The organism is Altererythrobacter lutimaris (assembly GCF_013371495.1).
GTDB classification, from domain to species: domain Bacteria; phylum Pseudomonadota; class Alphaproteobacteria; order Sphingomonadales; family Sphingomonadaceae; genus Erythrobacter; species Erythrobacter lutimaris_A.
The window spans coordinates 1,761,846-1,774,559 of record NZ_JABWTA010000001.1; the positions used below are offsets into that span (position 1 = coordinate 1,761,846).

5 protein-coding genes are annotated in these 12,714 nt (G+C 55.8%); 1 reads left to right on the top strand and 4 read right to left on the bottom strand.

The genetic code is table 11. The features are described 5' to 3' along the window. Positions 1 to 9: 9 nt before the first annotated feature. The gene (locus tag HUO12_RS08520) at positions 10 to 1,863 is read right to left on the bottom strand and encodes a DUF1800 domain-containing protein (protein WP_176273156.1); all 1,854 of its coding nucleotides are present in this window, start codon (positions 1,861 to 1,863) and stop codon (positions 10 to 12) included. 485 nt (positions 1,864 to 2,348) lie between these two features. Between HUO12_RS08520 and HUO12_RS08525 the strand changes: the two genes are divergently transcribed. Then, positions 2,349 to 2,891: an MOSC domain-containing protein gene (locus HUO12_RS08525; protein ID WP_176273157.1), complete on the top strand. Its 543-nt coding sequence runs from the start codon at positions 2,349 to 2,351 to the stop codon at positions 2,889 to 2,891. Between the two features lie 107 nt (positions 2,892 to 2,998). On the opposite strand, the gene HUO12_RS08530 is transcribed toward HUO12_RS08525, so the two are convergent. The 3 genes from HUO12_RS08530 to HUO12_RS08540 all read right to left on the bottom strand — a co-directional run bounded on the left by HUO12_RS08530 (position 2,999) and on the right by HUO12_RS08540 (position 12,662). After that, entirely contained in the window at positions 2,999 to 4,240 is a 1,242-nt protein-coding gene (locus tag HUO12_RS08530; protein ID WP_176273158.1) for a tyrosine-type recombinase/integrase, read from the bottom strand. Positions 4,241 to 4,666: 426 nt separating this feature from the next. Continuing rightward, a complete protein-coding gene (locus tag HUO12_RS08535; protein ID WP_176273159.1) occupies positions 4,667 to 11,320 on the bottom strand; it encodes a hypothetical protein in 6,654 nt (2,217 codons plus the stop codon). 127 nt (positions 11,321 to 11,447) lie between these two features. Then, positions 11,448 to 12,662 (bottom strand): TIGR03032 family protein, encoded by a 1,215-nt coding sequence (locus HUO12_RS08540; RefSeq protein ID WP_176273160.1) that lies wholly within the window; start codon positions 12,660 to 12,662, stop codon positions 11,448 to 11,450. Positions 12,663 to 12,714 lie beyond the last annotated feature (52 nt).

A 12,714-nucleotide genomic window follows, 5' to 3' on the forward strand; every position in this document is an offset into this window, starting at 1 on the left:
CAACGTATCCTAGCCTTGGATTTGGAATTCTGGAGCTGCCATTACGAGAAAAATCGCCGCGCGGATGACCTGCAATTTCTTATCTTGAGGATCGCTTTGCGCGACAGGCGAACTAGATAGTCCATTGACTATTTGGTCTCTGGTTTGCCCAGATAGTTGATTAGCAGTGAGCAAGAGATTGAGATGGTCGACCAGCCTGTCTGGCTGATGAGCTATCTCAAGTTCTGCCAGATAGGTCGCGGCTACATCTGTCGGCCCGTCGGTGGTAAAAGCCAGCACTCTTTGCATCGTGTTCAAATAGCCCACGATCGATGTCTCGTTTATGAGTTGAGATTCTGGTGCAACCAATCCCGCCGCATCTGCGCTCGAATTCGTGGCCACGTAATTCTGCCCAAAGAAGCCGAAAACCGAAGGTGCGCGTAGCGGAGACTGCCCCAAATGAGTGGTCTCAGTCTCAAAGCTGCCAAAGTCCCACCAACCGCTTTGTGATCGCGCACCGAACGTACGTCCCCATTGGATCAGCCGAAACATCGGCTCCTTTATTCTGCCGAAATTCGCACTCGAATTGCTTGCTGGTTGCAGTGCTTCATCATCCAACAGGATGGCTCTAAAGACAGCCTTCAAGTCCCCGCGAACTCCACTGCCATTGTCATTGAAGATTGAAGCAACTCTGGACACATAGGTCGTTGAAGGGTTGCTCGTGACTAGTCGCTGGATCATGCGCTTACAGAAAAATGGTGCAACATTTGGATGTTGGAACAGCGTGTCTAGCGCGATCTTCAGAGTTTCGGACGCTCCCGTATTCTCTGGTATCCTTGTACCTAAGAAGGATTTTTCTGCATTGGAATGAAGTGACTCAGTCTTGGGGAAAGCCCACTTAGTCGGGTCCGCTGTCAGCGGCTTCCGCGCGTAACTCGCGTCTTGCACTCTCCATGCGGGATTGCCGGGATCGGGGAAATACGGAACATCCTGATAATCAAAGTCATATCCGGTGAAGCACTTCGCCAGCCCTTCGACATCTTGGTTGGTGTAGGTCTCAGTCGCTTCGCCACCCTCTAGCTTGACCGAGCCGTCCAAGTTGAGTTCTTCAAGACCTATGGTGAAAAGTTGCATGACCTCTCGAGCAAAATTCTCATCGGGTTTGCGGCCTGTTTCAGGATTGGATTTTTGGTTCCCAACAGTATCGAGGAAGACCCCCATGGCCGGTGTCAGGGTGATTTCTTCCAGTAGTTGGCGAAAATTTCCAAATGCATTACGGTTGAGAATGTCCCAGTACTCGCCAACTGAGATGCCCGACCACCGGTATTTGATGCGGCTGGCCGATACGACGAAGAAGTCAGCGAGAGCCAGAGAGACCCGTTTACGGACCGGATTGTCGCCTGAAAGTAACTGAGACCAAACCATCCGATCAGTTAAATGCGGCCTGTCAAAGTGCCTTTCGTTATCGACCACATCGAGCTTCTGTACCGCAAAAAACTCTTCGGCAGTTTGCGAGTTCGGTTGCTCCAGCTTACGATTTAGCCAAGCCTCGTACCCTTCAGAACGAAGCTCAGTGATGTGCGCTTTGTCCACCCAAAGCGATGCTTGTAATAGGAAGCGAGCAGCTTCCTTGTCCGAAACTGGTTTACGCGCGGTGTCAACCGGCTGATCGGGTAGAGTAAAGCCCGCACCAGATTGACCATCATTGCCACCGCACGCAGTAAGCGCAAACGCCGCGCCAATCAGCGACCCCCGAGACACTCTTGTTGATACGTCGTTGCTGGGAGAAACGAACGGTGACTGTTTTACTGACTCTTGCTCAAGCTGATCTTCTTGCTCGGTACGGCAAACTTGTCCGCGCGCATGATATCCCTGAATCTCCATGCATGAATAGTTGCACAAGCCGGTTCAAGTTCATTGTGAGAATAGATCCATATTGGACATAAGTTCTGGTCTGCCTTTCTCAACAGGGTGGAAGCCGACTGAGAAACGAAATGCGTTGGGTCATTTAGGAGCACGCGGATTAGAGCCAGTTTGGAGGTTTCCCCACAAATAAAGTGGATCAAGCAAATGAGCGCGTAGCTAGAACCAGACTTGATGCTAAAACAATCGAGCCTAGCGTTTCATTAACCGAAATGGTTGCAGGCCGTTCGGTTAGGTCAGCCTTAATCACCGATACAAACGGTCCGCTTTCCACCTCAATGGCAGACATTCATTGCCCGAATCTTCGCGCCTAACTCCAGACAGTCCGCTTTCAGGCAAATCCAAGCGCCGAGGGAACGTCTCAAATTGAGGTGGAAAGCGGACGGTCTGGATTTCGTCGAATATGCAGCTAATGCCGACCGAAGCTTTGGTTTGGAGTAAGCGCAGTGTCAGGAACCGTCATCGCAGTAGCCAAAGATGAAGGACACAATTTCTCGAAGACGATCGTTCCAGAAATCGAGATCATCACAGGTTTGGGTGTCGATGGTGACGCTCATCTCGGCGAAAGAGTGAAGCACCGTTCACGTGTCAAAGTCGACCCAACACAACCCAATCTTCGCCAAGTGCATCTGATCCACTCGGAACTTTTCGATGAAGTTGGCGAAAAAGGCTTCAGGGTGCAGCCAGCAGACCTCGGCGAGAACATCACCACGAAGGGCCTAGACCTTCTTGGCCTTCCTCGTCATGCAGTCCTCGAGATTGGTGAGCAAGTGCGTTTGGAAGTAACCGGTCTCCGAAACCCGTGCGCGCAAATAGACAATTTCCAGAAAGGCCTGCTGTCAGCCGTGCTCGACAAAGGTCCAAATGGCGAATTGATACGCAAATCTGGGATTATGACGGTGGTGCTTGTAGGAGGTCTCGTTCGCGCGGGCGACCGCATTAACGTGAAGCTGCCTGCTCAACCTTTTCTGCCGCTTGAGCGTGTGTAGAAGCTAAGTCCGCTTTCGGGTCATTTGAGTGCGGCATTCTACGTCCGCAATTGGGTCGTCAGCGGACAGGCGGCTTTTGGAAAGACAACTTCGCTAATAGCTGTTGGCTAGCCAGCCGAGCGCAGCGGGGTCACGTTTCCACCAGCCGACGGGATCGTTGCGCAATAGGTGGCCCAATCGTCCATGAGCCGCCGCCGCTTGTCGAACAGATCGCCGCGTCGATAGGCCCGCTCCACCTTGTTTTCGATAGCGTGGGCCAGCGCCATTTCGGCAACCTCATGGGCATAGCCAGTGCATTCGGCTGCCCAATCGCGGAAGCCAGAACGGAAGCCGTGCACGGTCGCGTCGACGCTCATGCGGCGCATGAGCATTGCCATGGCCATGCCGGACAGCTTGCCGCCTTTCGCGCCGGGAAACAGATAATCGCTACCAAGCGGCTGTAAGCTTTCGAGGATGGCAACCGCACGCGGGGACAACGGCACGCGATGCTCTTTCGCTGCCTTCATGCGCTCGGCTGGTATCGTCCAAATTCCCTTGTCCAAATCGACTTCTGCCCAATTTGCGCCGATCACTTCGCCAGATCGCGCAGCGGTGAGGATCGTAAATTCCAGCGCCAGCGCAGCCACAGCCTCCCGCTTATGCAGTGCGCGGACGAATGCCGGAATTTCTTCATAAGGGAGCGCCTTGTGATGCCCACGAGATAAGCGGGTTCGAGCCGGAAGAATTTGCGCAAGGTGCCCGCGCCAGCGCGCTGGGTTTTCCCCTTGGCGATAGCCGCGCGCCTTGGCGTTATCGAGCACGGTCTCAATCCGTCCGCGAATGCGGCTAGCAGTCTCGGCCTTTTCTTTCCAAATCGGCTCAAGGATTTTCAGCACTTGCGCGGTTTCGACCTCGGCAACCGGCAAATCCCCAATTACCGGATACACATATGTGGAGAGCGTGTTGCGCCATTGCTGGCGATGTTTGGGGTTACGCCAGCTTACCTCGTTCGCAGCAATATACGCCGATGCTACGTCCTTGAACGTGGTTCCGGCCACCTTGGCAGCCTGAGCCGCCGCAAGGGCCTGTGCGGCCTCCCTGTCCCTTTCCTCCAGCGGATCAATGCCCGCCTTGACCTTGAAGCGCAGCGCCGCCGCTTCGTCGCGCGCATCGGCAAGAGACATGCCGCCTTGGCCAGCCGCACCCAAGCCAACGTCCCGCGACTTGCCGTTTAGCATGAAACGATAAACCCATGAGCGAGCGCCGGTCGGCTTCACCAGCAAATGCAGCCCGCCCCCATCGGCATGGCGTCCCGGCTTGGCATTCTTGACCGCTAGAGGTGTGAGAGCGTTGTGCAATTTTCGCGGCATTTCGGTTCCCTGTCCGGTAGTCGAACCTGCCAGCGCCTTGCCAGAGTGGCGGAATTAGCTGTCGTTCCCATAACCGTTCCCCGATAATAGTGCGGTTTTATGGGAACGCAATGGGGCACATACGGACAGTCAGACTGACACTCAGACCCAAAACTCTAGTATTCTTAGGGTTTAAGAGGATCGGTGCGGACTTGTGCGGCCTATAGTTAGGCGGACTCCGTCTCCGCCATTTTATTCTCAGACATGCTTACACGGCGATAAAGAAGACCAAGCGCATGCGCGCCCGGTCAGTCCTATCAATCCAAAAAAGCGTTTTGGGTCAGGGGCTTGGTTAGGGGCCGGACTATCCCCTGACCTCAACCGATTGGATCGTGCCAGCGATGATCAATATCCACGCCCGGCGTGGGTGAAGTCCCGACCCACAGGTTAGAACTTCACCTTCACGCCGGCTTTGGCACCGAAGCTGTTGTAATCGCCCAGCACATCGCTTTCGACTTGGAAGAAACCTGACAGCGGTCCATTGCTGTCCAGCGTAATCCCGGCCTTCACATCGACATATGTGCCGATCGGGTTGTTCTGGAAATCGACTTCGGCGTCGAGAGCACGGAACACAATGTCGCTCTCTCCATCGAATTCATGAACGACAACGGTATCGAGAAAATACCCGATCCTGGTGCTGCCGGACTTGTCATAGCCGCCAAGCCGCACTCCTGCAGCCCCGCGCAGCCCCTCGAGATTGTCGAATTCAAAGGTCTGATCCGAAATATTGAGGTCATCGAGATCGGTCTTCTGGAAGTCGAGGCTGACCCGTGGCTCCACATAAAGACTGTCGCCACCGACCCGGTAGCCCGCTTTGATACGCGCACCGAAGGCGGAACCATCCAAATCCCCGGCAAAAGCATCGCGAGTAATATCGACAAATTCGCCATTGATGCGGTCGTATTTGACCAAGGTATCAGCAAAGAAGCCGCCTGATGCGAAAGAGAGCGAAACACCGATATTCAGGACATCGAAGTTTGCCCGCGTGCCGCTAGCATCCTGCGCGAACTCCGAGCTGAGATAACCACCAGTCACGCCTACAACCAAGTTCTCTCCAAGGCTGTAATCAGCGCCACCCTGTAAGCCGAAATAATCTTGCTCATAGTCAAGATTGCTATCAGCCAAACCAAGCCCGGTAGTGTCGCTAAACACCTCGTCACGCGATGCAGAAACTGCGTAAGCGACGACCCAGGCAGGAGATGCGCTTGCACCCGCGCCGCGCGAGGTTGCACGGTAATCTGCCCATGCGTCGGCACTCTGATACCACAAGGATTGCGCGGCCTCGGCTATCTTCGTGCCTTCGAAGACTCGTTCGCTCAGATCGAGCGTAACCGAAAAGTCATTGGCCAGTGCATCGAAACCGAGATCAACAGACAAGAACGTCGAACTGATCGTATCGGCGAGGACGAACGCATCAGCCGCCGTTCCCTCACCTGCATCGACAAGCAGCACTTGACCATCGAACGAGAAATCTGCGCTGACGTTGCTCAGCACCAGCTGTGTCGTGCCTGTTGCAGCGCCGTCGATAACGATCAAATCGCTCGATCCATCAACAAAGCTGACATCAAGGGCGATACTGCCCCCGTCGCCAACGAAGTTGCCAGAGGTTGCGAATATGGTGCCTGTCTGGCCGTTAACGAGGTCGATCAAGCCTGAATTCTGCAGCAGTTCCAGGCCATCAATCTGCGCGCTTGCCGCAACCTGCAAAGTGCCAGAGTTTGCCAGCTGATCTTCGCCGTCGCCAAAATCGCTTACGCCTTCAGCGGCAAACATGCCGGTGTTGATCAATTGGTCGTCCGCTGCTGCAAACTGGATCGCACTGGCCAGCATGCCTGAGTTGGCAAGCGTGATGGGCCCTGTCGCGGGATCGTTTGCAAGCACGGCGAAGTCTCCGCCGCTCAACGTACCGTTGTTTGTGATCGAAACCGCCGCGCCTTCAGTGGACACTGCAATGCCGTTGGTTCCGCCACTTGTCTGACCAACCACTTCGATCGCAATTGTGCCGTCGCCATATGTCGCGGCATAGATGCCATTACCGGTGTCCGCTGTGACATCTCCCGCATTGATGGTGACACTGCCTGCCGACGACCTAACGCCAATTCCGGCGTTGTTAGCAGACACTGCGCCAGCAGTAGTATCGATCACAACATCGGTGCCATAGGCGAAGACAAGGATCCCTGCCTCTGGGAATTCACCTGCGTTGCTTGTCGCAGTGACATCGGCGGTCGTGATTGCAAGCACGCCTCCTGCCTCTCCATATGAGACCACTCCGATACCGAGAGACCCGGCCGTAACGCTGCCTGCGGTTGTATCGACAGTCACGTTGCCGCCAGCGCTAAATGAGTAACCGTAGACAACCACGCCGAAGCTTTCATCATCGGTCGCCACAACGTCTGCCGTCGTGATGGTTGTGTCACCAGAGCCAGAATTACTTGCGGAGATACCCCTGAGACTACCCGTGACTGTGCCCGCAGTGCTGTCGATATCGAGATCGCCCGCATCTCCAGAGTTGTATGCGGTGATCCCGGCGTCGCCGCCTGTCACATTTGCGACAGTTATTTCGGTCGATCCGGTGCCATCATTGAATACCGCGACACCAGCCGCGGTGTATGCTCCGCCAACAACTTCGCCCGCGCTGCTGTCGACGACAATGCCCGCGCCGCTTCCGGCGACATAAATGCCGCCGCCGCCTTCACCGCCACCAGAAACGTCAGCTGTCGTGACTGTTGTCGTGCCAGTCCCGTAATTGAAGACCCGGATACCGGCGAAATTGGCTGAAACGGCCCCGGCTGTGCTGTCGATAGAGACATTGCCGCCATTGCTTGCGACATCGATGCCATTGCCGAGCGTGGATTCTACGTCAGCAGTCGCAATGGTCGTGTCGCCTTCGCCATCCTGAGACGTGCGTATGCCGTCCGTTAGGCCGGCGACCGTGCCCGCTGTCGTATCAACCGCAATGCTTCCACCATCTGCAAAGGCATTGATACCGTCACCGCCAGTGCCGGTGACATTAGCGGTGGTAACACTGACATTGCCGGAGCCGAGGCTGACTGCGCGGATGCCGATTGCCCCTGTCACATCATAGTTTGTAGTGTCGATCGTGACACCGCCTTCACCATTGTTGGTGGAGCCCTGAACGCCATAGGCATCTCCGGAAACAGCGCCTGAAGTACCGATCGTCACTGTACCGCCATTGTCGGCATAGGCTGCAATGCCGATGCCTCCGGTCGCAGTGATACCTCCGTCAAATCCGACATTATCGATGACAATATCGCCGCTATCCGCATTGGCGAAGATACCATTGCCGCCAAAGCCTGTGATCGTTCCGATATCGCTGACGGATATATCCCCGCCGTTTGAGACGAGGTTGAGACCGTCTCCTGCCTGACTGGTCACACTGTCGAGATCGGAGACTGTGATATCCGCACCTTGCGTTTCGAGACGGATTCCGTCCGTTGCGCCGATAACGTTGCTGTCAACGTCATCGCCGCCTCGAACAGAGATGTCCGCATCAGCCTGATTAGTGATCGCGAGGATGCCTTCAGCACTCTGCCCTGTCACATTGCCAACTGTGATTGTGAGGGCGTCCGAACCGCCGTGATTGGCGTAGATACCCCGATTGCCGCCGATTGCAGCGCCCGCGCTCGTATCGATGTCCAACGTCGTCGAGTCAGCGCCAGTGACCATACTGACACCGTCAGCGGTCGTGCCCGTCACATTGGCTGTAGTGATGCTCGTCGCTCCAGTGCCCTCATTGATCGCGTAGATTCCGTTTCTGTCGCCAGTGACTGCGCCTGCACTAGAATCGACAGTAAGAGCACCGGTCTCGCCAATATTCTCGGCTGCAATCCCGTCCCCGGTCTCACCGGTGACATCAGCGGTCGTAATTACAAGATCGCCAGTTGCGCGGTTCTGCGCCTCGATGCCGTTCGTTGCTCCGTTCACAGAGCCAGCCACGCTGCTGATCAATATGCTACCAGCGCCATAGCCACCTTCGCCATAATCATTGACGCTGATGCCTGCTCCTGACTGCCCGGTAACATCGCCAGTCACGACGTCGGTCGTTGAATCATAGCCACGCGCGTAAACATCGATGCCGTCATCGCCGCCAGTCACAGCCCCGGCCGTGCTGTCGATAGTGATGGCGAATGAATCGTATGAGTTTTCGACGTTTATGCCATCGCCACTTGTGCCAGTGACATCAGCGGTCGTCACCTCAACGCCGCTACCTTCGCCACTATACTGATAGACACTGATACCGTCATTCGCGCCCGTGACGCTGCCTTGTGTGCTGTCGATTGTGGCAGAGCCATAGGAGTAGGCCCGAATGCCATCATCGCCTTGGCCAATCACATCGGCAGTGGTGATGGAAAGCTCGCCATAGCCGCTGTGATAAACCTCGATACCATCATCACCGCCGGTCACTGTGCCGGCGCTCGTATCGATCGTCACAGAACCGGTGTCGAAACCGGTATAGGTGTACACACCGTCAACAGATCCTGCCGTCACGTCCGCGGTTGTCACTGTGAGATCGCCGAAGCTGTATTGGCGCACATCGATACCAAAGTCGCTACCCGAGACACCCCCGGCGGTCGTATCCACACTCACATTGGCGGCATTATAGCTGCTATAAACGTAGACCCCGGTATCGCTCGCGCCAGTCACGCCAGCTGTCGTGATGGTGGTGTCGCCTGTGCCATTGTTACGAGCGTAGATACCCTCGTCTTCGCCCGAGACTGTGCCAGCAGTGCTGTCGATGGAAAGATCGCCGGCATCAGATTCATTATAGACATAGATGCCGTCACCATTGCCATCGCTTGTGGTCCCACCTGTAACGTCGGCCGTAGTGATGGTTGTGTTGCCTGTACCGGAATTGGTGACACGAATGCCCGATCCGTTAGCTCCTCCCTGGAAGACTGCACCGGCCGTAGTATCAACGCTCACATCAGTGCCTGAATGGTTGACACTGATGGCATTGCCACCCGTTTGAACAGTGACATCGGCAGTTGTGATACTTGTTACGCCGGACCCGTAATTGGCAGCATAAATACCTCCAGCATCAACAGTAGAGATCGTGCCGGCCGCCGTATCGATAAAAAGGTCTGTGCCTGCATGAATAGCCTCGATCCCTGTTCCTGCTTCGCCGGTTGTGCTGACGTCGGCAGTGGAGATCAGAGTCTCCCCAGTGCCTGTGTTTTCCGCTCTGATACCTCCAGTCGCGCCGCCAATGCTGCCAAGCGTAGCATCAATTAAGAGGTCACCAGTATCTGCGCCTTGGTTTTCTGCGCGTATGCCAATGCCAGTCGTGCCAGTGACGTCGGCTGTAACAATCGACAAGTCGCCCGTATCGAAGTTGAAAGCATCAATACCGTCCTGCCTGCCGGTCACGCTGCCGACAGAACTATCGATGGACATATCCACTCCGTTGCCGATTTCGCCATCATCACGCGCGTTGATACCGTCACCAGAATTGCCCGCGACATCCGCGGTTACGATCGATGTATTGCCGGTGCCATAATTGCGCGCACGAATGCCAATCGAATCGCCATCGACTGTGCCTGCGCTGGTATCGATTTCGAGTCCGGTCGTGTCGAAAGAGCTAATGACATCGATGCCGTTGCCGCCTTCGCCCGAGCCATCGCCTGCGGTGACGTCAGCTGTGGTGATCCGCGTTACACCCGTGCCGTTATTCCTGACGCGAATGCCGTCATCGTAGGAGTATTCGCCAGCGGTGACCGAACCGGCGGAACTGTCTATTATCAGATCGGTCGCGATGGCCGCGTTCGTGGCATTAATGCCAAAGCCTTGCGCGCTTGTGACTTCCGCTGTGGTAATGGTAGTAGCGCCGTCGCCATTGTTTTGAACCACGATTCCATTGTCTTCGCCGGTTACAGCGCCAAGAGTGGTATCAATAGCGATATTGCCAGAACCGGGGCCGCGGTTGACTTCAATACCTACGCCGCTAGCGCCGTCCACCTGCGCGGTAGTGATTGAAACATCGCCATCACCGCCCTGTTGGACGCGAATGCCGTAATTGCCCCCGGTGACCGTGCCGGCAGTCGTGTCCAAAACGACATCGCCGCCCTCATTATCGACATCTACGCCCCCTCCATAATCGCCAGTGACATTTGCAGTAGTGATGGAGACGCTGCCGGTTCCGCTGCTCCCAACGTAAATCCCGTAATAGCCACCGAATACGTCACCAGCGGTTGTATCAATTGTTGTGCTGCCATCGGATAACTGCCTGACATTTACGCCACCATCATTTTCCCCGGTGACATCGGCTGTCGTGACAACAATATCGCCCCCATTTGTGGCATCTTGAGAGACGAAAACTGCGTCACTGTAGCCAGCGACCGCGCCTGCCGTTGTATCGATAGTGATTGACGAACCATCAGCTGCGCCACCGCTCGTGTCTGCAAAGATGCCATCGTTTCCGAAACCGGTTACGTCGCCGCCAGTTGTGATCACGATGCTGCCATAAGCATTGAAGACATCGATCCCATATTGATCGCCGGTAATCGTGCTCGAACCGCTGGCCTGTTCGATTGTGACCGAGCCATTCGAATATTCGATATCAATCGCATCGCCGCCAGTGCCCGACGTGTCGATCTCGAAGCCGTCTTCGATGCTGACAGTAACATCGCCATCACTTGACAGATCCTGCGTATCTGTCGCGGCATCGCCGTTGTCCTGACAGACAAATTCGCCCGGATCACCTTCAACACACGCATCCTGATCCTGCGCAAAGGCTGGCGATGCACCAGCCAGCAATGCCACAGGTGCGACAGACCAATGCAACAGACGGCGGGCCAGCCCAAGGGTCAGTGTGGTCGACCCACCGCCTGCTGCGGCGCTCTGCTCTGATGGCACAGCGACCACCGCAAGCTCAGGCGAGTAGTTTGCAGCTTCCCCCTTGAACTTGGTCACGCGGCCGCCGCGCAGCATTGCAGAGGTGCTCCAACGCAAGAAGTTTGCCGCTCCGTGAAGTGAGTTGCCCAGCTTGGAAACGGACGTCTGCGCTTGGTTTTGATCTGTCATTTTCTAGACCCTTGAATGTCGTTGGTTCGACTTGAAGAAATCGGCTTTGAGAATGTCCGGTACCGCTGATGGAGGTCTCGGGGTGCCGGACTGTGGTGAAGCGCTGCGCTGAAACGCAGCGCCGATGTTATGGGTTGGGCTGCCTTGATGCCTGGTCGAACGTGACCAGCGTGGCTGCATCGGGAGATGTGGGTGAAACCGTCATCGGACAGCGGAAACCAGGGATCAGCTCGACGTCATAAAGCTCGCCGATCTTGCCATCGATGCGGAACCAGTCGACGCACGCGCCGGTGTCCGTGTCGATGACCTGCACGCCGCACCACGGTTCGCTATCGGCATCCTTGAGGCGCTTATCGAGAGCGAGACCTTCGAACCGCTTGTAGCGCGGCTTTGAGAGGCCGACGAAGGCATACTTGCCATTGAAAGCCAGCCCACGCAGGAAGCCTGGACAAAACGTCACAGGCTTGAACTTGCCTAGCTTTGCTTTGCCCTTCGGCATTTCGACATAACCGAAATCCCCTGTCCCGGCATCGAGCACCCACAACTTGCCATTATGCCAGCGAGGCGAATGCGGCATCGAAAGGCCTTCGCAAATGACTTTGTTCTTCTCGACATCGATGACAACACCGCCATCAGCGCGGCGATCGCGCCAACCGTCGATCGTGTCCGATTTGGAAACCGAAGTGACGAACGCAGGCTTCCCATCGCGCATCGCAAGCCCGTTCAAGTGACAGCGGTCTTCATCAACGATGTCGCTGATGAAACTTGGCCGCCAGATCGGTTCGAATGAGTGACGCGGTGAAGGTTTCGCGAGACAGTTATAGCGCGTGTTGACGAATACGATCTCGCCTTGTGCATCCACTCCAACATCATGCGCATCCAGCTGACCGGTCACATAGTTCATGCGCGGCATGAAGCATGCATCATATATCTGGTTGATCCGCTGATCAGGTTCGAGAACATTTGCAAAGCGCATGATTTGCGCGCCAGCCGACAGAACAAACCCGCCATCCTGATCGACGCTGAGGCCCATCGGCTTTGGCATGCCCGATTGATGGAGTTGAGCTGATCCTTGTGCGTTGCTGCCCAGCATATAGAGCAGTCCAGACTGGTAAGACGTGAATGCCAGTGATGCATTCATTTCAGCCAGCCGGCGAATGAGGCCGCCGGAGAGCGAGTATTCCGCCACGCCGCCACCGGGCGAAGCTTGGCTCGCTGCGACGTTTTGACGCTGTTCAGCCACGCCTTGTGCTGGAACTTTCGTGGATTTCGCCTTTTGCGGACCGCTATCCAAAGCCGTCTTGCCGGCAGGCGCAATTGCAGTATCTTGTGAAGTGCTCATAGTCTGACCCTCTATGGTGAGGGCACAACAAGCACCCCCCTCTCAGCAGGTC

Bases quoted from the DNA above. Each gene is read 5' to 3' on its own strand.
- HUO12_RS08540 (WP_176273160.1), bottom strand. From the start codon at position 12,662: ATGAGCACTTCACAAGATACTGCAATTGCGCCTGCCGGCAAGACGGCT.
- HUO12_RS08535 (WP_176273159.1), bottom strand. From the start codon at position 11,320: ATGACAGATCAAAACCAAGCGCAGACGTCCGTTTCCAAGCTGGGCAAC.
- HUO12_RS08530 (WP_176273158.1), bottom strand. From the start codon at position 4,240: ATGCCGCGAAAATTGCACAACGCTCTCACACCTCTAGCGGTCAAGAAT.
- HUO12_RS08520 (WP_176273156.1), bottom strand. From the start codon at position 1,863: ATGGAGATTCAGGGATATCATGCGCGCGGACAAGTTTGCCGTACCGAG.